This is a genomic window from Palleronia aestuarii, assembly GCF_003253995.1.
In the GTDB taxonomy this organism is placed as follows: Bacteria; Pseudomonadota; Alphaproteobacteria; order Rhodobacterales; family Rhodobacteraceae; genus Palleronia; species Palleronia aestuarii.
In genome coordinates this window covers 94,003-116,646 of sequence record NZ_QKZL01000010.1, presented here as the reverse complement: position 1 = coordinate 116,646, position 22,644 = coordinate 94,003, and the positions used below count along the sequence as shown (strand labels likewise).

At 66.8% G+C, this 22,644-nt stretch carries 22 protein-coding genes and 3 pseudogenes; 12 read left to right on the top strand and 13 right to left on the bottom strand.

Going from position 1 to position 22,644, the window contains the following annotated elements; genetic code table 11:
• Nucleotides 1–348: 348 nt before the first annotated feature.
• The gene (locus LX81_RS12795; protein WP_111537719.1) at nucleotides 349–864 is read right to left on the bottom strand and encodes a hypothetical protein; all 516 of its coding nucleotides are present in this window, start codon (nucleotides 862–864) and stop codon (nucleotides 349–351) included.
• Between the two features lie 419 nt (nucleotides 865–1,283).
• A pseudogene (locus LX81_RS23325) lies at nucleotides 1,284–1,507 on the bottom strand (transposase).
• Between the two features lie 231 nt (nucleotides 1,508–1,738).
• On the opposite strand from LX81_RS23325, the gene LX81_RS12780 reads away from it, so the two are divergent.
• From LX81_RS12780 to LX81_RS23525, 3 genes and pseudogenes are all read left to right on the top strand, one after another.
• Nucleotides 1,739–2,308 (top strand): DedA family protein, encoded by a 570-nt coding sequence (locus tag LX81_RS12780; protein WP_111537717.1) that lies wholly within the window; start codon nucleotides 1,739–1,741, stop codon nucleotides 2,306–2,308.
• Between the two features lie 287 nt (nucleotides 2,309–2,595).
• Nucleotides 2,596–3,108: pseudogene (locus tag LX81_RS23530) on the top strand (transposase); the annotation flags it as partial.
• 146 nt (nucleotides 3,109–3,254) lie between these two features.
• A pseudogene (locus tag LX81_RS23525) lies at nucleotides 3,255–3,736 on the top strand (transposase); the annotation flags it as partial.
• A gap of 231 nt (nucleotides 3,737–3,967) precedes the next feature.
• Here the strand turns inward: LX81_RS23525 and LX81_RS22215 are convergent.
• Nucleotides 3,968–4,273, bottom strand: a complete 306-nt coding sequence (locus LX81_RS22215; protein WP_170133932.1) for a hypothetical protein — start codon at nucleotides 4,271–4,273, stop codon at nucleotides 3,968–3,970.
• A gap of 252 nt (nucleotides 4,274–4,525) precedes the next feature.
• Here LX81_RS22215 and LX81_RS12770 point away from each other — a divergent pair, with 252 nt between their 5' ends.
• A complete protein-coding gene (locus LX81_RS12770; protein ID WP_170133931.1) occupies nucleotides 4,526–6,415 on the top strand; it encodes a cadherin domain-containing protein in 1,890 nt (629 codons plus the stop codon).
• A 93-nt stretch (nucleotides 6,416–6,508) separates the two neighbouring features.
• Here LX81_RS12770 and LX81_RS12765 read toward each other — a convergent pair whose 3' ends face one another.
• The 5 genes from LX81_RS12765 to LX81_RS12750 all read right to left on the bottom strand — a co-directional run bounded on the left by LX81_RS12765 (nucleotide 6,509) and on the right by LX81_RS12750 (nucleotide 9,856).
• A complete protein-coding gene (locus LX81_RS12765) occupies nucleotides 6,509–7,351 on the bottom strand; it encodes a shikimate dehydrogenase family protein (protein ID WP_111537715.1) in 843 nt (280 codons plus the stop codon).
• 256 nt (nucleotides 7,352–7,607) lie between these two features.
• The gene (gene aroQ, locus LX81_RS12760; RefSeq protein WP_111537714.1) at nucleotides 7,608–8,048 is read right to left on the bottom strand and encodes a type II 3-dehydroquinate dehydratase; all 441 of its coding nucleotides are present in this window, start codon (nucleotides 8,046–8,048) and stop codon (nucleotides 7,608–7,610) included.
• Complete coding sequence (locus LX81_RS21900; RefSeq protein WP_146259424.1) at nucleotides 8,045–8,359, bottom strand: hypothetical protein; 315 nt, start codon at nucleotides 8,357–8,359, stop codon at nucleotides 8,045–8,047. Before LX81_RS21900 ends, aroQ begins: the two co-directional genes overlap by 4 nt.
• Before the next feature lie 397 nt (nucleotides 8,360–8,756).
• Nucleotides 8,757–9,539, bottom strand: coding sequence for an SDR family oxidoreductase (locus tag LX81_RS12755; RefSeq protein WP_234822598.1), 783 nt, complete (start codon nucleotides 9,537–9,539; stop codon nucleotides 8,757–8,759).
• Nucleotides 9,536–9,856 carry a nuclear transport factor 2 family protein gene (locus LX81_RS12750; protein WP_111537712.1) on the bottom strand — a complete coding sequence of 107 codons (321 nt, stop codon included), beginning with the start codon at nucleotides 9,854–9,856 and terminating at the stop codon, nucleotides 9,536–9,538. The genes LX81_RS12755 and LX81_RS12750 overlap by 4 nt, the downstream gene beginning before the upstream one ends.
• Before the next feature lie 100 nt (nucleotides 9,857–9,956).
• Between LX81_RS12750 and LX81_RS12745 the strand changes: the two genes are divergently transcribed.
• Nucleotides 9,957–10,871, top strand: a complete 915-nt coding sequence (locus tag LX81_RS12745; RefSeq protein ID WP_111537711.1) for a LysR substrate-binding domain-containing protein — start codon at nucleotides 9,957–9,959, stop codon at nucleotides 10,869–10,871.
• A gap of 117 nt (nucleotides 10,872–10,988) precedes the next feature.
• Here the strand turns inward: LX81_RS12745 and LX81_RS12740 are convergent, their stop codons facing one another.
• From LX81_RS12740 to LX81_RS12730, 3 genes are all read right to left on the bottom strand, one after another.
• Entirely contained in the window at nucleotides 10,989–12,101 is a 1,113-nt protein-coding gene (locus LX81_RS12740; RefSeq protein ID WP_111537710.1) for a zinc-binding dehydrogenase, read from the bottom strand.
• A gap of 367 nt (nucleotides 12,102–12,468) precedes the next feature.
• Nucleotides 12,469–14,082: a BCCT family transporter gene (locus tag LX81_RS12735; protein WP_111537709.1), complete on the bottom strand. Its 1,614-nt coding sequence runs from the start codon at nucleotides 14,080–14,082 to the stop codon at nucleotides 12,469–12,471.
• Between the two features lie 246 nt (nucleotides 14,083–14,328).
• Complete coding sequence (locus LX81_RS12730; RefSeq protein ID WP_111537708.1) at nucleotides 14,329–15,186, bottom strand: NmrA family NAD(P)-binding protein; 858 nt, start codon at nucleotides 15,184–15,186, stop codon at nucleotides 14,329–14,331.
• Nucleotides 15,187–15,299: 113 nt separating this feature from the next.
• On the opposite strand from LX81_RS12730, the gene LX81_RS12725 reads away from it, so the two are divergent.
• From LX81_RS12725 to LX81_RS12715, 3 genes are all read left to right on the top strand, one after another.
• A complete protein-coding gene (locus LX81_RS12725) occupies nucleotides 15,300–16,250 on the top strand; it encodes a LysR family transcriptional regulator (protein ID WP_111537727.1) in 951 nt (316 codons plus the stop codon).
• A 285-nt stretch (nucleotides 16,251–16,535) separates the two neighbouring features.
• On the top strand, nucleotides 16,536–17,183 hold the full coding sequence (locus LX81_RS12720; protein ID WP_111537707.1) for a DedA family protein: 648 nt from the start codon (nucleotides 16,536–16,538) through the stop codon (nucleotides 17,181–17,183).
• A 67-nt stretch (nucleotides 17,184–17,250) separates the two neighbouring features.
• Nucleotides 17,251–17,787, top strand: coding sequence for a cytochrome b (locus tag LX81_RS12715; protein ID WP_111537706.1), 537 nt, complete (start codon nucleotides 17,251–17,253; stop codon nucleotides 17,785–17,787).
• Between the two features lie 146 nt (nucleotides 17,788–17,933).
• Here the strand turns inward: LX81_RS12715 and LX81_RS12710 are convergent, their stop codons facing one another.
• Complete coding sequence (locus LX81_RS12710) at nucleotides 17,934–19,001, bottom strand: SDR family oxidoreductase (protein ID WP_111537705.1); 1,068 nt, start codon at nucleotides 18,999–19,001, stop codon at nucleotides 17,934–17,936.
• A gap of 96 nt (nucleotides 19,002–19,097) precedes the next feature.
• Here LX81_RS12710 and LX81_RS12705 point away from each other — a divergent pair, with 96 nt between their 5' ends.
• From LX81_RS12705 to LX81_RS12695, 3 genes are all read left to right on the top strand, one after another.
• Nucleotides 19,098–19,484 carry a winged helix-turn-helix transcriptional regulator gene (locus LX81_RS12705; RefSeq protein ID WP_111537704.1) on the top strand — a complete coding sequence of 129 codons (387 nt, stop codon included), beginning with the start codon at nucleotides 19,098–19,100 and terminating at the stop codon, nucleotides 19,482–19,484.
• A 229-nt stretch (nucleotides 19,485–19,713) separates the two neighbouring features.
• Nucleotides 19,714–20,238 (top strand): TetR/AcrR family transcriptional regulator, encoded by a 525-nt coding sequence (locus LX81_RS12700; RefSeq protein WP_111537703.1) that lies wholly within the window; start codon nucleotides 19,714–19,716, stop codon nucleotides 20,236–20,238.
• Complete coding sequence (locus tag LX81_RS12695; protein ID WP_111537702.1) at nucleotides 20,235–21,392, top strand: MFS transporter; 1,158 nt, start codon at nucleotides 20,235–20,237, stop codon at nucleotides 21,390–21,392. Before LX81_RS12700 ends, LX81_RS12695 begins: the two co-directional genes overlap by 4 nt.
• Before the next feature lie 73 nt (nucleotides 21,393–21,465).
• Here the strand turns inward: LX81_RS12695 and LX81_RS12690 are convergent, their stop codons facing one another.
• A complete protein-coding gene (locus LX81_RS12690) occupies nucleotides 21,466–22,077 on the bottom strand; it encodes a TetR/AcrR family transcriptional regulator (RefSeq protein WP_111537701.1) in 612 nt (203 codons plus the stop codon).
• A gap of 153 nt (nucleotides 22,078–22,230) precedes the next feature.
• Here LX81_RS12690 and LX81_RS12685 point away from each other — a divergent pair, with 153 nt between their 5' ends.
• The gene (locus LX81_RS12685; RefSeq protein ID WP_111537700.1) at nucleotides 22,231–22,632 is read left to right on the top strand and encodes a RidA family protein; all 402 of its coding nucleotides are present in this window, start codon (nucleotides 22,231–22,233) and stop codon (nucleotides 22,630–22,632) included.
• The last annotated feature ends 12 nt before the right edge of the window (nucleotides 22,633–22,644 follow it).

Sequence of the window (22,644 nt, the reverse complement as noted above, 5' to 3'; positions counted from 1 at the left end):
CAGCACGACTACAATCACCACCGCCCCCATTCCGGCATCGGGAATATCCCGCCGGCGGAGTTCGTGGCGCAGAAGGGACTGGCAATGCACGCCGCGTAGCCCCAAAAATCAACCCACGGACTCTCCTGATAGCTGGAGGAGAGTCGGGGCTCAGGTCACGATACTTAGAGCATCCTCGGGTGCGTGCAGCCTCAGACCTAATCGCAATTGGCGTAAGCGATAGTTTCGAATCGCGCCTCGACCTTGGTCGACGGCACGGCTTCCTTGCTGATGGGTGATCCCACTATGTCCTCATCGCTTTGGCAACAGCGGCTGCTCCTCAACGAGCATCCAACTTAACGCGCGGCGTCAGCTGCTCAGCTTGAGCAGGACGTTCGCCAGGAAAGCGAGCTCAGCCTCAAGATCGGTGCGATCCGCGAGCGGATCCTCCGCGAGCCGACGGGCGCTCGACTGGATCGTCCGTCCGGCCCGTCGAAGGCGGGCGACCCATGCCTCGTGGGACAGGATGGCCGGGCTCAGGATCGTGTAGTCGGCGTGTAGTTCGAGCAGCGTTCCGATCCGGACGAGGTCGCGCGGCCCCAGGATCGGGATGAGGCGCGCGAGCCCGACGAACCCCGCCTTTAGGCCGGGCAAAGGGGCGCCGCCGCGAAAGGCGGCAATGTCCCGGCGGATTTGGGCGCGGTCTAGATCGCCGAAACTTTCGTCAATGTCCGGGGCCGCGCTCCAAACCTCCTCGAGTATCCGTACGAGGGTCCGGTAGAGCATCGCGAGGTCGCCATCATCGAAGCCCATTGCGATGGCCTGAATGTTCGCCGAAACTCGGCGTACCGCCTTGTCCTGCTGCTGACGGGGCAGATCGAGCATGCTGGCATCCTCCTCCTCAGGATCGATCCGTTCTAAGAGGGCAGGGTTGATGCCTGATTATGGGGCGTTCTGTGACGTTGCGTAAAAACTGTGCTGAACGTGTCCGAGAGCGGATGTCGGATGCAATTCTGTCGCCTTATCCCCGCGTGAAACGTGCTTCTCTTTTGCGCTGAGTTGAGGCGACGGGCTCGATCTCAATCCGGCCAAGGGCGGAGCGTATGGGTATGATTGCGTCCGCGCTGCGCCTGATGATCGCGGCATGGCACTTCCGGGTGTCATGGGCGCCATCTATGGCAACTATGTAGACCTACTCATTCGTCGGGCTTGTGCGGCCCCACCATAGCCACAGTCTCGTCTCACCTACGAAACTCGATGCCGGTGCTGTTGATCGGGAATGTCGACGTCTCGCCGGAGGCGCATTACGGGTTCTCCACCGCGACCCGCGCTTGGCGGCGGCTTAACTCCGAAAAGTCCGGCATTGGCCAACCAAACCCATCCATCCGATCCAGACTCTCGATCAATCCGATTATCTGGCGAAGCGAAGGTGGAACGGCACCTTTAGCGTCGGGCAGGTCTGGATCACGGCATCCGGGAAGCTCTCGGGCCGTCTTTGCTGGCCGAACTCCTCCGCGTGCCAGACCATGTCGGGCTCGAACCGGACCGACAATGAGCCGCGCTTGCACGGCGCGGCGATGAGGGCTTGCCAGTTCGTCGTGTGGTAAAGGATCGACGAACTCACAGGCATGCACCCGATCTGCTCGTCGGATTCCAGATTATGAATCCAACCCCACGGTTCGCGCGACGACGTCCCTTGATCCCGTCGGGGCTTTCGGTCTCTATCCGGATTTTACGCCAGTCTAAGGAACGCGATCTCATGCAGTTGGAAGCGTTTCTTTCTGATTACGGTCTCTGGGCCCTGGGGATCGGTGCAGCACTCGAGGGAGAGACGGTGACGGTCCTGGGCGGGATGATGGCTCACCGGGGACTGTTCGCGTACCTTCCGGCCGTCCTTGCGGCCGCGGCGGGTTCGTTCGCGTCCGACCAGACCTTCTTCATGATCGGACGGCGCTACCGCGATACGGGCTACGTGCAAAAGGTCCGGTCCCGGCCGGCGTTCCAACGCGCTCTCGCGACCTTCGAGCGGCATCCGACGGCGTTCGTCTTCCTCTCTCGCTTTCTCTACGGATTGCGGACGATCAGCCCTCTCGCCATCGGCACCACGGACCTGTCGACTATGCGTTTTGCCTTGATAAACGGTCTTGCGGCGCTCGCCTGGGGGACGGTCTTCGTCACGTTGGGCTACCTCTTTGGACAGGGGATCGAGGCGCTGTTCGGCCGCGTCAAGTCGCTGGAGCACTTGCTCCTCCCATTCATTGCTGTCGCGATCGTCGCAGGCGGCGTGCACTGGATCGTACGGTACCGTCGTCGCGCATCGGTCGGTTGACGGAACGCGACGCCTCGAACGCTCGGTCAGGTTGACGATACCTACGGCCGAGCATCTCGATATACGACGGTGCAATACGACAGGCGTGAACATCGGCGCCGCAACCGGATCCAAATCTTGGTTGTCTGTCTGGAGCACTGGCGGCGTGTGGCGACCCGTCACTACAGATGCCCCAGCGTCTTTTTTTCGTCGCCGTAATCTTATGGCCGTGAAACGGCCTTGTTGCACGAAGCCTGCCTGGGATTCACATTGCGAGCCCAGCAGCATGTCTGGGCGGCATGTCTTAGCCCGTCCCGACCCGCTACCGCACCCTGAACTGATCCGCCTACAATGCCTCGCTGCGTGAGCGTGGGTCGTTGACCGTCTGGTTCGACCCTTCGACGCCTTGGCACGCGGTGCCATCGGGCAAGCGTGGCGGCCAACCGGTCTACGGCGACGCGGCAATCCAGGCTTGCCTGACGATTGAGGTCCTTGACGGCCTGCCGCTTCGTCAGACGACGGGCTTCGTCGCGAGCCTTCCGAAGCTGGCAGACCTCGACTGGCCGGTGCCCTTCGTCGGGCGATCCTTCCACTGGAAGGCTTGCTGATCCTCCTCAGTCTCGACGCTCTGCCGACGGTATAAGACCTTGGCTGTGCAGTTGCCTGACCGTGGTAGCGGCGACCCTTTGCACCTGCTCGTAGACAATGAGGCATCGACCGCCATCGGTCCGAGGACGATGCCGAATGGCGTCAAAGTCCGCGGCGAGGGCGAATGGCATGCCCGAAAGCATGGTGGAGCGCGCAGGCGGGTCTGGTGCAAGGTCCACCTCGCCGTCGATGAGAGCACGCTCGAGATCCGTGCAGTCGAGAGTTCACTGTCGAATGCCGCCGGTCCGAGAGAGCCAGTGGACGGCAGCGGCGTCGGCGATGCGCCATTCGTCGGGGTATCGATCCCTGTTCCTCCTCATTGCCCGACCTGCTTGGCCAAGTCCCTGTGGACGAACCAATCGCATCCGTTACCGCCGACGGTGCCTACGACACCGTTCGCCAGCGGGCTTGAACCGGTGGCGCCGCGCCAGCTCACCTGCCGCGATGCCATCGCGAACCGGGGCGCGGACGCGGTCGTGCCGCCCCGGCGCAATGCAAGGCCGTGGAAGAAAGACAGCCCCGGAGCGACATGCAGGAACGAGGCGCTGCGTGTCATGAAGCGCTTCGGACGGACTATCTGGCGGCGCTGGAGTGGATACCATCGCCGAAGCCGCGCCGAGACGAAAATGAACTGCATGAAGCTGCTCGACCGGAAGCTCATGGCCGTTCGGCATCGGCCTCGGACCGATGGCAGCTCGATGCCTCACCTTCGACCGAAAGACCGCCGAGCTTCAAATCCGCATTGCCATCCCGAACCGCTTCGCCGCCCTCGGCATCCCCGTCACGCAACCCGTCGGCTGACATCGGCAACAAAAAGGGGAAGCGCGGCCTTCAGGCGCTCCGTGCAACAGAACCGGCCAAACCTGCCAACGCTCCCTCCGAGGCTGAACAGCGCTCCGAGCCCGATCGTGCGGACGTTCCGCTCGTCGAGGCGGAGGGTACGGTCGCGCGTTCAACTGCGCCTGTCGCGGAGCCGCCTATGCCCCCTCCGCCCCGGTTATGTCGCGGATCGAACCTCCGACGAGGACTTCGTCACCGTCCGATGAGCCGTCGCAGTCCGATGGAGACGATCCGTCCGACCCGGAACGGCCTGGCCCGGAAGAGACGGCTTCTCCGGAATTGGCCGGGCAGGAACCGGTGCCGGTCGCGGATGCGCCCTCCGAGCCGTCGGAGCCCACCGTGATCCCGGATGCGGCGTTGGAGATCGACCCGCAACCCGAAGCCGAGCCAGAGCCCGCGCCGCAGCCGGGAACCGATTCGACCGTCCCGCCAGTCGAGCCAGAGCCCGCCCCGCGCCCCGGAACCGATCCGATCGTCCCGCCCGCCGGGCCCGAACATGGACGCGACCCGGTTCCTGACCCGATCCCGTCGGACAAAGGATCCTCGCCGGTTACAGACCCGGAGCCCGAACCGGCGCCCGAACTCGAACTTGGACTCGAGTCAGAGGCTGCTCCTCAAACGCCCTCATCTCCCGCGGGCGAATCTCCGTCATCCGAACCGACGCCTGAACCGGCCGACCCGCCACGGGATTTCACCCCCCCGAATTCGGAGATATCCGAGCAATCGGACGCCGATCCGTCCGCCGACATCGTGGCCGAAGACGCCGCGATCGGAAGCCCCACCGGGATAACCGCGATGGCGACGGATGCGGATGCCGCGGACGAGGTCGTGTACGCCCTGATCGACGATGCGGGCGGGCGCTTCTCGATTGATCCGCGAACGGGCGAGATCAGGGTCGCGTCCCCCCTCGATGCCGAGACGGCGATCGCTCACGATGTAATCGTCACGGCGAAATCCGGTGACGGATCGACGACGTCGCAATCCTACACGATCGGCGTTGCCGATGTGGCGGAACATGTCACGCTCGCGGATGGCGGCGTGGGTTTTGTGGACGCCGGAATCGCCGAATTGTCCGTTACCGGCGGCGATGGCGACGATGTTATCTCCACCCATGAGACCGGCGGCGGATCGATCGCGGGCGGGAGGGGCAACGACACGATCGAGGACGGCACGGGACACGAAACGGCGGTCTACGATGGCGCTGGGGCCGATTATGCCGTCGAAGAGGCCGAGGACGAAACGGTGATCGTCCGCGATCTGCGGGAGGGCGCGCCGGAGGGAACCGATACGCTGAGCGGGATCAAGACCCTGCGTTTCTCGGATACGGAGATCTCGATGGAGGAGGCGCTGAACCGTCCGCCTGGAGAGATCGCTTTCGCCGCCGCGGCGGTCGAGGAGAATGCGATCGGCGCAGTCTTGGGGCAGCTTTCAGCGGACGATCCGGATGAGGGTGATACGCTGCGCTGGTCGGTCGACGACAGCCGCGTCTTCGTCGACGAGGCGGGCCTTTTACGCCTTGCCGACGGACAGAGCCTCGATTTCGAGAAAGTCCCCCTGACGCTGGACGTGACCGCGACGGATCGGTTCGGCCTGTTGTCGACGAGAAAGATCACCGGCGCCCCGGACGATACGGCGGAATGGCTGAGCCTCGGCGACGACAGTGTCGTCTTCGACGATATCGGCGTTTCGGAATTCGAGATCTCCGGCGGCGCGGGAGCGGACCACATTACGACGCACGCGTCGGGAGGAACCGCGCGGGGCGGCGCGAACGACGATACGCTGATCGGCCGTGGCGGCGATGACCTGCTCGACGGCGGGGCCGGCAGGGATACGATCAAGGGTGGTGGAGGCGCGGATACGCTGATCGGGGGCGATGGCGACGACTCGCTATGGAGCGGCAGCGGGCACGATTACATCGAAGGGGGCGACGGCGCCGATACGCTCGACGGCGATACCGGCAACGACACGCTCGACGGGGGGGCAGGGGACGACCGGCTGATCGGCTGGTTCGGCGACGACGTGCTCGATGGCGGGGACGGCAACGACCGGGTCGATGGCGGCAATGGCGACGATACGCTGTCCGGAAGTGGCGGTGACGACACCATCCTCGGCTGGATCGGGGCGGATTCGATCTCCGGCGGTAACGGCAACGACGTGATCGACGCCGGTTCCGGGGGGTCCTTCGCCGATGAGGACGGCAACGACACGGTACACGGCGGCGCCGGGCACGACATGATCAGGGGGGGATACGGAGACGACCTGCTCCACGGCGACGACGACAACGACACGATCCTCGGCGGCCACGGGGACGACACGATCGTCGGTGGCCGCGGCGACGATTCCCTGGAGGGCGCAGACGGCTCGGACCAGTTCTGGATCGGATCGGGCGAGGGCGCCGACCGTGTCGACGGCGATATCGGCTGGACCGACCTCGTCAGGATCATGGACGGCTCGGGCCCGGTTTATGGGAGCGGGAACGCGATCGACGGCGAGGGCTGGACGGTGCTCGTCGATGACGGCCACAGCGTCACGGGCGTGTCGGACGGAAACGCGACTTTGTCGCAGGATGCCGCAGGTATCATCACGTTCGACGAGGGAGGAAGCGTGTCCTTCGCCGGGATCGAGCAGATCAACTGGTAGGTCGGCGCGCCTTACCCTGGCCGACTTTCTATCGCCGAACCTCCCTTAACGCGGCCTCTGGTCGGGTCACGCGCAGGCCCCTGCGGAGGCCCCTCAGACGCGGAGGCGGGCCAGGCGGCGTAGTTCCTCGGGGGTGGTCGATGGCAGCTCGAAGAATTCGAGATAGGCCGGGATCTGTTCGAAGAGCATGTCCGTTCCCTCCTGCGTGACGCAGCCCCGCGCACGGGCGGCGGCGAGGAATGGCGTCTCGGCGTCGGACATGACGACTTCACCCACGAAGCTCTCGGATCGTATGCGGTCCACGTCGAGGGGCATGGGATCGCCCACCTTCATGCCGAGAGGGGTGGCGTTGACGACGATGTCGCGAGCCGTGGGATCCGTCGATCCGATCTCGATCTCGAGATCCGGATAGTGCCGGGTCAGCCGTGCGGCCAGCCTTTCCGACTGGGCAGGATCGATGTCGTGAAGCCCGATCCGCGCCGCGCCCGCACGGGCGAGTGCGGCCGCGATGGCCGACCCCACGCCGCCCGATCCGACGATGAGCACCGACGCGCCGCGGATCTCGCGACCCTTGCGCAGAACGCCGCGCGCGAAACCTTCCCCGTCGAACATGTCGCCGACGAGCCGCCCCTCCGCATCGCGCCTGACCGCGTTGCAGGCGCCGCAGATCTCGACCGCCGGGCTCGCCTGGTCGAGAAGCCCGACGGTCGTGATCTTGTGGGGCATCGTGACGAGCGCGCCGGCGAAATTCCGGAGCCGCGCCACGAGCGGGAGGAAGGCGGGATAATCCGCGGCCTCGCAGCCCATCGGCACGACGAGCGCATCGATCCCCTTCGCTTCGAAATAGGGGTTGTAGATCATCGGCGCTCGGAAACTCCCGGTCGGGACGCCGAGATGCGCGATGACGCGCGTATGTCCCGAAACGAGACCCGTCATGCGGAGGCGATCCCGTTGCCGTCGAACGGGCCGTGATCGGCGAGAACGACGCTGCCCGCGGAGACATTCACCGTTCTCATGCAGGATCCGTCTGGCACGATCTCGAGTTTCCGCCCGTCACGATGGTGCCGAAGTCGGCGATGGCGTCGACGATCTGCCGGACGGCCAATGTGGAGCAATCGATGATCCCTCGCGCCCGGCACATCGTGGATCCGGCACCCGGCGCCCCCGAGGCAGCAATAACGGGCGTTCCCCCTCATCGGTGCGCATCGACGAGCTGGCAGATACGCCGTACCCCCGCCGCGTAGCCTTCGAGCCCGAGTCCCGCGATCACCCCGTCGGCACGATGCGAGACGTAGGAATGGTGGCGGAACGACTCGCGCTTGTGGACCTGCGAGATATGCACCTCGATCACCGGCCCGTCGAACGTGTTGAGCGCATCGAGGATCGCGACGGAGGTATGCGTGAAGGCGGCGGGATTGATGACGATGCCGCAGGCATTCTCGCGGGCCTCGTGGATCCAGTCGATGATCTGCCCCTCGTGGTTGGATTGCAGGACCCGGATCTCGAAGCCGTCGGTGGCGACGCCTTCGCAAAGACGTTCCACATCCTCGAGCGTCTCGTGGCCGTAGATCTCGGGCTGCCGCTTGCCCAGCAGATTGAGGTTGGGTCCGTTGAGGACATAGATCGACTTCATATCGTCTCCTGCTCGAAAGGGTCTGCGGTCGGGCGGCAGATGGCGCGCGCTGGTTCGTACGACGTGCCCGGAGGGCCGGAACTCGGCGTTCCAACCGATATCACGATTCCGCTCGGCAGAGCCGCCACGATCTCGACCAGCGGAAGAGCGAGCTCGCCCGGGTAAAAGCGGCTAGGCGACATGGCGGCGATGCCGTCGGGTGCGCCGCCGCTACGAGTGTGATGCAGAATGCCCTCACGCAGACGCCCTTCGACTTGGCCGGCAATGGTCGACCGGTACGTATTCTTCGGTGATCGTGCCTGCTGCGACATGCGATCACGTCCCGAGGCAGCCAAGACGAAAGCGGGATCGATTCCAAGGCGTGAAATCGAGAGAACAGGGGAAATCGGCAGCCGATCCTGACGAGACGATATGACGTCCCCAGCCAGCAAGGCCGTGTCACCGAACGGATCCGGCCCGAGGGGGATGCACGTTTCACGCGGGCATCCATGATGGAGACCCGCTTCGCACGGGATCTGATTTCGGAGCCCTTCATCGTCCCGCCCGTGACCCGGAAGGAGCAAAGCTTCAAACTAAGGCCGCGGTCTGGATGCCGTCGCCCGGATCGTCTGCTGGGAAGTTCCCCGGCAAAGACGCCCCGAAACCTTCGGTCCGCGGGGCGCTCCAGATCACTGCTGCGTTGCTCGATATATCATGCGCCGCAACTTCCTACGCAGTCGGCACGGTCCCGCCATCAATGGTGTACTCCGTCCCGGTGATGGTGGCTGCGCGGTCGGAAGCGAGAAACGCGATCAGGTTCGCTATCTCGACGGGTTTTGACGGACGCCCGATCGGGATGCCCCCCAGGCTGTCCATGATGATGCGTCGCCCTCCGGCGAGGTCGGTGCCCGCCTCCTCGGCCACGCGTTCCGACAGGCGGACCGAGGCTTCGGTATCGATCCAGCCGGGGGCCACGCGCACCACGCGGACGCCGTGGGGCGAGATCTCTTTCGAGAGGCTCTTGCTGTAGGTCGACAGAGCCGCCTTGGCGGCGGCGTAGGCGGTGGTCGCCTCGGGCAGCGGCAGCAGTCGTTGGATCGACGTGACGTGGACAACCACCCCCGCGCCCTGCGCGACCATGCCCGGTACCAGGGCGCGGTCGAGGCGCAGGGCGGGCAGGAGGTTCAGCGCCAGTTCGGCCTGCCATTCCGCCTCGCCTAGGGCTGCGAAGCCCCCGCCGGGCGCCGACGAGCCGCCCAGCATGTGGACGATGATATCCGCGCCACCCATCCGGGTCTGAACCGCCCTGGCCACGGTTTCGCAACCCTCCGGCGTGGTCAGGTCGGCGGCCACGAACAGGTCGTCCGACGGGCCGTCGAGCGGCTTGCGCGCCGCCGTCACGACCCGGGCGCCCAGGTCGCGGAACAGGTCTGCGGTCGCCGCGCCCGCGCCCTGCGTTCCGCCGGTGATGAGGGCGCGCTTGCCCTCGAGGGTCAGGAAATCCGACATCATCCGATCTCCAGATCCGTGATGTGGTCGCCGTCCAGCCCGAAGGCGAAGGTCAGTACCGCCGGGCTTCCGGGGAAAACGCCGGTGACAGTCGCCCGGACCACGGTCTTTCCGCCTGCCTCGGTCATGTCGATTGGCTCTGCGTGATGGCGATACTTCGCCTTCGCGGCGAGCCACCACTCGGAGATCGCCTGCGGGCCATGGTGGATGTGACCCTCGTCATGGACGACGGCATCCCGGGTGAAGGCCGCGGCGAGCGCGTCCCGGTCCCGCGGCGCACGAGCGGTGAAATAGGTCTGGATCGGAGGTGGGAGATGCATTGCGCTGGCCTTTCGGTTCTTGGTCAGGGGCAACATACGACTGGACCGCCATGCAGATAATCGGGATAAATCGGTATCAGACGATGACAGGATCGGGATAATGGAAGCCGGGCTGAAAACTTTTGAGGCCGTGATGGCGATCGCCCGGCTCGGGTCGTTCCGTGCAGCAGCGCTCGATCTCGGCATGTCGACCACGGCGCTGTCCCATGCGATCTCGCGTCTCGAGACCACTCTCGGCGTGCGGCTCTTCAACCGCACGACGCGCAGCGTTTCGCTGAGCGATGCCGGGCGGACGTTCGTTAATGGCATCGGTCCGGCCCTGTCGGAAATCCGCTTGGCGATGGAGACCGCGCAATCCCAGCGATCCACACCATCGGGCCTGTTGCGGATCAACGCCTCTGTTCAGGCGGGGCGGGAGATCACGCCGCTGATCTTGACCTTCCTGCGTCGCTTCCCCGACATGCGGATCGACCTGGTCACCGAGGGGCGGCTGGTCGACATCGTGGCCGAGGGGTTCGACCTCGGGATCCGGCCGGCCGATCTGGTGCCGCGCGACATGATCGCCATCCCACTGGGCCGGCCGCAGGGCTATGCCGTCGTGGCTGCGCCGGACTGGATCGCGGCCCGTCCCGTGCCGCTCACCCCGGCCGATCTCCCCCTGGAGGATTGCCTTCGCGTCCGCCTGCCCAACGGGGCGGTCTTTCGCTGGCATTTCGAACGCGACGGCGAGATCGTCCAGATCGAGGCCAGGGGTCGCCTGAGCCTCGACGAGGCCGCGATCGCGCGCGCCGCCGTCCTCGACGGAGCCGGCATCGGCTTCTTCATCGAACAGGACGTGGCGGAGGATATCGCCGCCGGCCGGATGGTCCGCCTGCTGGAAGACTGGACTCCGCCACGCCCCGGTTTCAGCCTCTATTACCCCGGCAGGCGAAACCCCGCCGCGGGGTTCAGCGCGTTTCTCTCCATGGTCCGCGACGCGGCGACCCGGCATGCCAGACAAGGCGAAGCAAGCTAGTTCTCGATCGCCTACGAAATGGCCTCGAACAGAGCGGCTGCCGACCGGTCGGGGCCGGGAGTCGAGCTGCTCCGTACTGCTCGAGGCCGTCGCTCCATCAGCAGCTCGGTCCGCGCATCACGACCAGGGCGTGACGAGGTATTTCTCGCCCGTCTTCATCTTGCTGTACTCCGTCAGGGCGTCCTTGGTCAGCATCTGGTCGAGATCGACGCGCCGCTTGTAGGAGCTGGCAAAGGTGGTCGTGAGGTTTTCCCGAACGCGGTTTCGCATCCGCCCGACGACGTCTTCCCCGGCCGATTGAAGGAAGGGAAACAGCAGCCAGCCCGAAAGCGTCCAGCCGAACCCGTAGCTCGGCGTCAGGATGGTCGGATCGGTGCTGAGGCGTCCGTATATGAACATGCGCTTGGGCTGGTTCGACCCGTACCGCGAGTACGCGGTCATCCTGCGCGCCGCCACCTGCTCCATCGCCTTGAAGGCGGTGTCGACGGATCGACCGCCGCCGATCGGATCGAAGCCGTAGAATGCGCCCGTCTCCTCGATCGCGGCGGCAAGCGCGTGCTGGAAATCGTCGCTCGCGGAGTTGACAACGTGGGTCGACCCCATTCCCGCGAGCAATTCGGCCTGATCGTCCTTGCGGACGATGTTGACGAGGCCGATCCCGTCTTCCTTGCAGATCCGGGTCAGCATCTGGCCGAGGTTCGACGCCCCGACCGTGTGGAGGATCGCGTCCGCCCCGTCCATCCTTGCGGTCTCGGCGAAGCCCAGGGCGGTCATCGGATTGACGAAGGCGCTCGCGCCGTCCTCGGCCGGATGGTCCCCCAATGGCAGGCACATGGCCGCGTCGCCGATGCAGTACTGGCTGTAGGCATGGCCCGGGACGCAGGAGACCCGCTGCCCCACCAGTGCCTGTGCCGTGTCGCTTTCACCGGCGGCGACGACCGTACCGGCCCCTTCGTTCCCGGCGGGCAGCTTGAGCCCGTGGCGGGCCTTCGCGCCCGCGTTGTAGGGCTCGGGCACGGTCGCGACGAACTTGCCCGGCGTGTAGCTCGCGGTCTCGAGATCGGCCGCCCCGACCAGGATGGCGAGATCCGACGGATTGATCGGCGCCGCCTCCATCTTCACCAGCACCTGGTTGCCGACAGGCTCGGGGAAGGTCACGTCCTCGATTGCGACGGTGAGCGTTCCGTCCGCGTCCAGCGTCGTGAACAATTGCTTGCCGGTAGTCGCCATGGCGGGATCTCCAATGCTTCGATCTTGCGATGCAGGGCGACCGTCGAGCCATGGACGTGTGACCACGATCCCGACCGGTACGCTTTTCGCTCTCGCGGGATCAGATAGGGCCGGTGGCGTCCAGTTCGAACGGAAGACGCATGATCTTTCCGCGCGGAAGGGCCGAAGGCCGGACCTTGCCTGTTCCGGTCCATGATCGGCCGGTCGGCTGCCTGACGGTTGAAGTTCGTGGACGTCAGAGACCGGATCGCCCATGGGGGTCCGCGTCGGCAGGCTCGGTGACCGAGGCGCGTCGCCGATACCGCTGCATGCGATCTCGACCGCGCGGACCTCGAATGTCGCTGCGACCCCGTTCGATGCGGTACCGCTACTTCAGTTCCGAGGTTTCCGGGGCCGTGCCGACCGAAATGACCTCGATCTCTTCCGATTGCAGCCCCTTGATCAGGGCGAAGATCATCAGGAAAACCATCGCGAAGATCGGCAGCCCCACGACCGTGATCACCTGCTGCAGCGCCGTCAGGCCCGCTTCGCCCGCGAGAACGATCAGCATCGCCGCGACCGCGCCCTCCGAGACGCCCCAGAAGACCCGCTGGCGGACGGGGCCCGCATCGGCGTCGCCGGTGCAGAGCATGTCGACCACCAGCGACGCGGAATCCGACGACGTGGCGAAGAAGATCGCGACGATGACCACGGCGAGCCCCTGGATGAGGTTGGTCGCGGGGAAGTTCTCAAAGAAGGCGAACATGGCCAGTGGAACGCTGTCGGCGACCGCCCGCGACAGGCTGCCCGCCTGGTCGCCGAGCGCGGTGCGGGCCTCCTCGCCGATCCCGTCGATCTGCATGGCCGACCAACCGAAGATCGCGAACCAGACCAGCGTGAAGGCCGACGGCGCGAAGAGCACGCCCAGCACGAATTCGCGGATCGTCCGTCCCTTGGATATGCGCGCCACGAAGATGCCGATGAAGGGCGACCACGTCACGGTCCACGCCCAGTAGAAGATCGTCCAGCTGCCCTGCCAGCCCCAGTCGCCGTCCTCGCCCCGGTAGTCGGCCAGGGTGTCGTTCCAGAATGCGAGCGGAACGATGTTCGCCACGTAGATCCCGACCGTCTCGATGATCGCGCGCAGCAGGAACACGGTCGATCCGGTGACCAGCACGAAGATCATCAGTGCCGTCGCCATGCCGATATTGATGTTCGACAGCAGCTTGACCCCGCTGTCGAGCCCCGCGGCGATGGAGGAGACGGCGACCGTGGTCAGCACCAGGATGATGATGAGCTTGGTTCCGACGCTGTCGGACACTCCGAGCAACTCGGTCAGACCGGCATTGATCTGCTGCGTCCCAAGTCCGATCGACACCGCGACACCGAAGAGCGTGCCGAGGATCGAGATGATGTCGATCGTCTTGCCGAGACCCGTGTAGATCCGGTCGCCGATCAGCGGGTAGAAGACCGAGCTGACCCGGACGGGAAGATCGTAGCGATAGATGAAATAGGCGAAGGCCAGACCGGGAAGCGCGAAGATCGTCCAGGTGTGCAGACCCAGATGGTAGAGTGCGAAACTCATCGCGTCGGTCGCGGCCTCGGCGGAATAGGGCTCCACGCCGGCGAGGGGAGGGTCGGAGAAGTGGTAGATCGGCTCGGCCACGCCCCAGAACATCAGGACGGTCCCGATCCCGCCCGCGAAGAGCATCGTGAACCACGAGAGGTTGGTATAGTCGGGCCTTGCGTCCTGCCCGCCGAGCCGGACCCGTCCGAACTTGCTGAACGCGATCCACAACAGGAAGATCAGCCAGACATTCACGCCCATGATGAAGAACCAGCCGAGATTGGTCACGATCCAGCTCCGCCCTGCCGCGAAGGCGGTCTCGATCGGCCCCGGCGCGACGACGAGGGCCAGCACGAACGCGATCATGAAACCCGCCGAGACGAAGAAGATCGTGGGGTCGGTCTTCAGCCCCAACTTTTTCGCAAGCTTGTCCATCGGTTCGGATCTCCCCGTAAGTCTCGCGCTTTACGCAGCGTCGCTCCGAGGCTCCCCGCTTTTCACGAATCTGTCAACTCGCGCCCGGCCACGAGGGCCCGAGCGTGGAACCCTCTCTGCCGGTGCCGAACCTTCGGGCCGTTTGAACACTTTGTAAGCCATTGGGAACAGGGAAGCTGCCCGCCGATCGCACGCTTCGACAGCGAAGGTCATCCCGCTCTCGGTCCGACGAACGACGCTATGCGATCAGGATACCGTCGCGGCGATGACGTCGCGCATCGTGGCCGGCGCGCGCCCCAGCAACCCTGCAAGCGCCCGATCCACTTGGGCGAAGTCTCCCCGGCGCGCGGCGCGGAATGTGCCGACGAGCATCTCGGCGTAGATGGCCGGCATGCCGCCCGCTATCCTTTCGCTCACCCACTCCTCGTCCGAGATGACAATGTAGCGGACCTCATGCCCGATCACCTCTGACGCCATCGCCGCGATCTCGGCCATCGTCACCGCCTCGGTCGCGGTCAGGGGCAGGGTGATGCTGTCCCAGCGTCCGTCGGAAGCGAGGATCGCCGCATCCGCCTCGGCGAGGTCCGCGCGCGACGTCCAACTCACCGGGCCGTCCTCGGGCACCCTTAGCTCGCCGCTTCTCAGCCCGTCGCCGATCAGGTGCAGGCAGCTCTCGGCGTAGAACCCGTGGCGGAGGGCCGTGAAAGGCACGCCACAGTTGTCGAGGTCGCGTTCGGTGCCCCAATGCTGCGCCGCCGGGGCGAAGGGCGAATCCGACCGCGCGCCCATGTGGCTAGTATAGAGGATGCGATGCGCGCCGGCCGCCACGGCCGCGTCGATGGCGGCGCGGTGCAGGGCCAGAGCTTCGTCGCCGAGCTTGTCGGCCGACACGATCAGGACCTGCGTCGCCCCGGCGAACGCGCCTCCAAGGGTTTCCGGCTCGGCGAAATCGCCGTGACGGATCTCGACGCCGAGATCCGCGAGGTCGACCGCCCTGTCCCGATCGCGGACGCTGGCAGCGATCTCTCCCGCTGGCACACGGGTCGAGAGATGCCGGACGATGTCGCGGCCGAGATGGCCGTTGGCTCCGGTGACGATGAACATGGTCGTTCCTCCATGAGATGCCGGGCCGGATCGGCGCGGCGGTCAGTGTCATCGACCAGCTACTGTTCTCCGGAAGATTGATAAGACGCGGTTCCGCGAATACCGTGTTCTCCATGAAGAACAGTGTTTCCCACGACGATCTGTCCGTCTTTCTCACGGTCGTCCGGGAGGGCGGTTTCCGCGCGGCGTCCCGACAGCTCGGTCTGGCGCCGTCCAAGGTCAGCACGACCATCTCGCGGATCGAGGCGTCGCTCGGGCTGCCGCTCCTCATTCGGACCACGCGCAGCGTGAGGATGACTGAGGCGGGCGAGGCGCTGGCGGAGCGCATCGCGCCCCATCTGGCGGGGCTCGACGCGGCCTGTGCCGAGACCGCCGGTGCGGCGGGCCGTGTCCGCGGGCGCCTGAAACTGAACGTCCCCGGAGCGGTGATGCCCGACATCCTGCCGAGGCTCCTCGCCGCGTTCCATTCGCGTCACCCCGAGGTCGAGACCGAGATCGTCGTGGAAAACCGCCTCGTCGATATCGTCGCGGCGGGCTGCGATGCGGGGATCCGCTACGGCGATGTGGTCGCGAAGGACATGGTCTCCATCCCAATCGGTCCGCGAACGCAGCAGATCGCCCTCGCCGCGGCACCGGGCTATCTCGAGGCGCACGGGACCCCGCGAGCGCCGGCCGACCTCGCCCGGCACGATGCCATCCGCTACCGCCTGCCCGGCGGCCCCTTCCTGCCGTGGACCTTGCGCGACGGTGCGCGGACGATCACCGTCGAGCCCGTCACGCGCCTCGTTCTGAGCGTGGATGCGCTCGACACGGGCCGCGCCTATGCCCGGGCGGGGATCGGCATCATCGGCGCCTTCCACAACTGGCTTCGGGCGGACTTCGCCACCGGTTCGCTCGTGCCGGTCCTGCCCGATCTCTGGCAGCGCATGGATGGCCCGAGGCTCTACTATCCCAGCCGCTTCGGTTCCCCGGCATTGCGAGCGTTCATCGAGTTCTGTCGCAACGGGATCGACGGGAACGCCCCGCCCGACATGCCCGGGCCCATACGAACGGAGCCACCCTAACCCCCATTCTCACCGCCGGCGCGTAACGACGGAGGCCCTCATCCGGGAGAGCCGCATCGCAGTGCGGCCGCCTGCGGCAGACGCCGCCTGTCCCTGACATCGCCGCGCGGGGACCGCCTCGATCCGGTTCGTACTCTTGCCCCGCCGCCATTTTCCCTGCGGGCCAAGCGTGCAGATTTTTGATGAAATCGATGCCGGCGTCAGCGAGCCGTCAGGTTCGTCATCGACACGGGCTCCATGCGGGGCCGTATTGCGAATCCCGCCATCTGGTTTCGAGGGGCACGCATGTTCAACTGGATCGCATCCCTGGTCGGGCAGTGGGGCTATCCCGGCATCGCCTTCCTGATGTTCGCCGAGAACGTCTTTCCGCCGATCCCGTCCGAGCTCATCATGCCGCTCGCGGGTTTCACCGCCGCGCAGGGGGCGATCTCGCTCTGGGGGGCGATCGTGGCGGGAACCATCGGTTCGCTCGCGGGTGCGCTGCTGTGGTTCTACATCGGCCGCTGGGTCGGAACGGAGCGGTTGCAGCGCTGGGCCGGGCGATACGGCCGGTTGCTCACCATGACTCCCGGCGACGTCGCGGCCGCGGATCGCTGGTTCGACCGGCATGGCGGGAAGGCCGTCCTGATCGGACGACTCGTCCCGGGCGTGCGAACGCTGATCTCGGTCCCCGCGGGCATCTCCGGAATGTCGCTGGGCCGGATGCTGGTCTATTCGGCCGTCGGCACGGCGCTCTGGACGGCGTTCCTGACGTTCGCCGGATACCTGCTGGAGGGCCAGTACGAGAAGGTCTCCGCCTGGGTGAACCCGGTCTCGGACATCATCGTCGCCGCTCTCGTCATCGGTTATCTCTACCGCGTCGCGACCTTCGGCAAGCGGGTGCGGAAGGAAACGGACGCCGCGACCGACCGCCGGGCCGGGCGTTCCGCATGATGCCCGATCCATCGCCCTCCGACGCCATCACCAATCTTCTTCACCCCGGGATCGAAAGGGACCCGACATGACCGATACCGACACGACCGTGGCGCCCACCGCCCGGCACGACCGCTGGACCCACCTCAACATCACGCTCCACTGGCTGATCGTCGTCCTGCTCATCGCGCAATTCTTCGACAGCGAATGGATGGGCCCGCTCTTCGACGCCTCGAACGAGGGCAAGTCCGCGACCGGGGCGACCCTGATCCTCGGCTACACGCACATGATCCTCGGCGGCCTCATCTTCCTCGCGATCGCCCTTCGGCTCTGGGATCGGCAGACGCATGGACGTCCCGCGCACCGGTCGGGTGAGCCGGGCTGGGCGTCGAGCCTCGCACGCCTCACCCACGCCGCGCTCTACGCGCTACTCTTCGCCATGCCTATCGCAGGCGCCGCGGCGTGGTTCACGGGTTCCGAGACCGTCGCGACCCTGCACAAATGGGGCTGGACGGCCCTCATGATCGTGGCGGCGCTGCACGTCGTGGGCGCGCTCGCCGAGCATTTCTGGTTCCGGACCGACGTGTTGCGGCGCATGATGCCGGGGCAGGGCCGCTCGTCGTGATCGACCGGATCGATGGCGCCAGGCGCCTCGATCGGCACTGGAGCCCGCTGCCGCGCCCCTCTGCCGATCGCAGGCCCGTGTCACTCCGTCGCGAGGGACGCGGGTAGGGGGCGGCGGCATCTCGCGGCGCCCCTCGCCACTTGGCGTCACGCCCCGGGAAGGATCCCGTCGGCCCGCAATCGGTCGAAGAGGTCGAAGAACGCCTCGTCCGTCGCGACATAGCCGGTAAAGCCGCGCTTGCGGCTCTTGGACATGTCGGTCACCACCTCGATCGGGCGGCCCAGATCGGCATCCGTGTGCCAGGGCGAGGCGAGACGGTCGAGGTCGCGCTCGACGAGGCCGTGGCGGTCGGCGATCTCGGCCCAAGTCTTTGCGTCGCCGGCCATCTGCTCCTCGAGCGGTCGCTCGATGCCGTCGAACTCTTCCGCCTCGATCCCGAACCACTCCGCGATGCGGCCCCACATCCAGCTCCAGCGGAAGACGTCGCCGTTGACCACGTTGAAGTCCTCGTTCCGCGCCTCTTCGCTCAGGGCGGCCCAAGCCATCTGCGCCGCGAGTTGCCGCGCATCGGTCATGTCGGTCAGCGCATCCCATTGCACCTGCGATCCGGGGAACCGGAAGGGCCGCCCCGTCTCGCGGCAGATCGTGGCATGGACGGCGAGCGTCTGGCCCATGTTCATCGCATTGCCCACGGCCTGTCCGATGACCGTGTGCGGCCGGTGAACGCTCCACGTGAAGCCGTCCCGTTCGGCGGCGGCGAAGAGCTCGTCCTCCTGCGCGTAGTAGAAGTTCTTCACGTCGAGCCGGCCCTGATCCTCGCGGAACGGCGTCTTCGGCAGCTCGCCCTTGCCGTAGGCCTCGAAGGGGCCGAGGTAATGCTTGAGCCCCGTCGCCAGCGCGACATGCTCGACCGATCCCGCGGGGCGCAGGGCGTCGAAGAGGTTGCGCAGCATCTCCGAATTGACGCGGATGTTCTCCGCCTCGGTGTCCATCCTGAGCCAGGTCGTCAGGAAGACGTGGGTGGGGTCTATCCCCTGCAGGGCCGTGCCCAGGGCGTCGGGGTCCAGCAGGTCGGCCGCCACCGGGCGCACCCCGGTCTGCTCCTTCGGGGTGCGGGCGAGGCCGTGGACCTCCCACCCCTCGGCTGCGAGCCTGTCCGCGAGGGCGCGGCCCTGGATGCCGGTGACGCCGACCACCAATGCGCGATGTGTCATGTCGTTCTCTCCGTTGCGTGTCGCATCCGACCTAGGCCCGCGGGCGATCCTGCGCTAGACGGCACCGGATTGGGACGTAGGCACCAGGTGGTAACCATGCGGTCGGGGAGCGACGAACGGGAATGGCGCGAGGATTGCGCGCCGCGACGGGTGCTCGAGATCTTCTCGACGAAGTGGACGAGCATGATCCTGCACACGCTGCACGCCCTGCACGGGGGACAGGCGCGCACCGGGGTCCTGCAGCGCAGCCTCCCCGGCATCTCGAAGAAGATGCTCGTCCAGACCCTGCGTGAGATGGAAGCCGCCGGATTGATCGTGCGCCATGTCGAGAGCGCCGTCCCCCCGGCCGTCCGCTACGAACTGACCCCGCTCGGCCATCGCTTCGTCGACCTCGTCGATCTGGTCTACGACTGGGGGCGGAGGAACGCGGACGCGCTCGACGAGATGCAGGCCCGTGTCACGCGGCAGGAAAGCCCCGGATAGGGCTGCGGCCCGACGAAACCCCCATCGACGCGGCCGAGTCGGCGGTATGCCCAGCCCCGCCCGGATCCCGCGCGGCCTCCCGGTGCCATGCTTCCGAGCCTAAAGACCGTCGCGCGGCCCCACCCATCCCGCGAGGTCGACGATGCGCGATCCGGCCCAATCGATCCTGGGGGCTTGCAATGTAAAACGATCGTTTTACATTCCCGTTCATGGATGAAGGAGACTCACCATGGACATGACCAGCAAACTCACCGCCGCCGCGGAGCGGCTCTTCGACCGGCACGGCTACATGGCGACGGGCATGGACCGACTGACGCAGGCCGCGGGGATGTCGAGCCGCACGCTCTACAAGCACGCGGGCAGCAAGGCCGAGCTCATGGCGCGCGTCCTGACCGAGCGGGACCGGCGCTTCATGGCCCGGCTCGAGGTTCGGACGGTCGACGCGCTCTTCGCCGCGCTCGAGGACTGGGTGCGGGTGGAGGGCGCGCGGGGCTGCCTGTTCCTGCGTTCGCGCGCCGAGACGGGCGGCGACACGCCCGAGATCGCGGAGGCGGTGGCGGCGCACAAGACTGCCTTCCACCAGCGGGTGACGGAGGTCGTCTCCGCCGATCTCGGGCACGACGATCCGGGGCTTGCCGAACAGGTGCTGGTCCTCTTCGAGGGCGCGACCCACGCGGCGGTCTATCGCGGCGCGGAGGCCGTCTCCGCCGCGCGGGCGGCCGCGGGGATCCTGATGGAGAGGGCGCGGACATGAGCCCCGCCCTTCGCATCGGCGCCACGGGCTTCGCCCTCATCGCGGTCTGCTACGGCTTCGCCCGCTTCGCCTTCGGCCTGTTCCTGCCGCAGATCGACGGCGAGCTCGGCCTCGGCCCGTCGATCAGCGGCCTCATCTCCGGCGGCTCCTTCGCCGGTTACTGCGTCGCCATCGTCGCGTCGGCCATCCTGACCGAACGGCTCGGCGCGCGGGCGGTCGCGGTGGGCGCGGCCCTCGTCGCCGCCATCGGCATGGCCGGCATCGCGCTCGCACCGTCGCCCCTGATCCTCGCCTGCGCCGTGGTGGTGGCCGGGTCGAGTACGGGTCTCGCCTCTCCGCCCATGGCCGCCGCCGTGGCCGCCGCCGTGCAGGAGGGACGCCAGGACCTCACCAATACCGTGATCAATGCCGGGGTGAGCGCTGGCGTGGCGCTTTCTGGGCCGATTGCCCTCGCCATCACGGGGCAGTGGCGGCTGGCCTTCGGCGCTTTCGCCGCCGTTGCGCTCATCCTCGCCATCGCGTCCGCGATCTCGCTCCCCGCCTCTCGTGGCGGCAATCGCGCGGGCGGGCTGCCCCCGATGAACGGTCCGGTGGTGCGCCTGATCTGCGCGTCCTTCCTGATGGGGGCGGCGAGCACGGCGCTCTGGTCCTTCGGCGGCCAGCTCGTCTCCGAGCGGATGGGCTGGGGGCCGACCGGAACCGGCCTTCTGTGGACCTGCATCGGCCTCGGCGGGATCTCCGGGGGCCTCGCCGGAACGCTCGTCGGCCGGTTCGGTCTCGACCGCGTGCACTGGGCGTTCCTGGGCCTGATGGCGGCCAGCATCCCGATGGTCGGCTTCGGCCTCGGTTCCGTCCCGACGCTGGTCGGCGGGGCCGTGTTCGGCGCGGCCTATGTAATGCTGACCGGTGTTTACCTCGTCTGGGGCACGCATGCCCTGCCGGACCGTCCCGCGACCGGGCTCATGGTCGGCTTCCTGACCATCGCCGTCGGGCAGACCGCGGGTGCGCCGCTCTTCGGATTGGTGAATGCGGGTTTCGGCGCCGGGCCGGCGGTGACGTGTTTCGCCGGGATCGCGCTCCTTGCCGGGGCCTTCCGGGCACGGAGCACGGGTGAAATGCACCGGGGGCGATCGTCTTCGTCGGCATGCTCCTGATCCGCCCGGCACCTACTGGCGTCCCGTCGCAACCGAGGCGGGCACCGGCGCGCGTCCCCGCGAGCGGCCCGGATCACGCGCCGGCTTCGCGGACGGTCTCGGCGAGCAGGCCTTCCGCGAGCATCCGGAACGCCTCCTGCGCTTTCGGCAGCACCGCCGCCGGGTCGTCGCAGGACGCGATCCAGAGGGCCGCATTGAGCGCGGCGCCGTTCAGGAGGCGCGAGGCGGCCTCGATATCCACCGCCCGCAGCACCCCCTCGGAGAGAAGCTGCGTGACCGCCTCGCGGGTCGCGTCGAGGCAGCGGTTCTGGCTGGGCCAACGGGCCGGGTCGCCCAGCACCGCGGGGCCGTCGCGCAGGACGATGCGCTGCACCTCCGCATCGAGGGCCATCTCGATATAGGCCCCGCCTTCCGCGAGAAGGGCGCGCCACAACGTGTCCTCGGCCGCGGCGAGGCTGCGTGCGCGCTGCGCCATCTCGGCGTCGATCTGATCGACCACGGCCGCGAAGAGGCCCGTCTTGTCCCCGAAATGGTGGTAGAGCGCGCCGCGGGTCAGGCCGACCGCCGACGTGAGATCGTCCATCGACGTCTCGTGGAACCCCTTCGCCGCAAAGGCCGCACGGGCCGAAGCCAGCAGCTTTCGCCGCGTCTCGTCCAGCATCTCGGCGCGCGTTCGCCTGGCCATGCGCTCTCCCTACCGACACCTGCCTCGTGCGGCGCATTGACATACGCGACGTATGTGAATAGCTCCGACATACATAGCGTATGTGAAATTGGTGCCGCGTGAAAGCCATCGCGCGGCCTGCGCATCGCATGAAGCCAGGAAAAGGAGTCCCCGATGGACCCGCGTCAGCCGATCTACCCCGCCGCGTCCGCCCGCCACGCGCTTTACGATCAGCACGGCTATTCTCCCGCCGTGCGATCGGGCGACCTGCTCTTCGTCTCCGGCCAGGTCGGAAGCCGCGAGGACGGCTCCCCCGAGGAAACCTATCCCGCGCAGGTCGATCGGGCCTTCAGGAACCTCGAGGCCGTGCTCGACGCGGCCGGGTGCAGCTTCGACGACGTCATCGACGTCACGACCTTCCACACCGATCCGGAGGCACAATTTCCCGATCTCATGCCGGTCAAGGAGCGCTATTTCCCGAGCCGGCCGTTCCCGGCCTGGACCGCGGTCGGCGTGACGTGGCTGGCGGGCTTCGACTTCGAGATCAAGGTCGTCGCCCGCATTCCCGGCGCTTGATCCCGGAGCGGG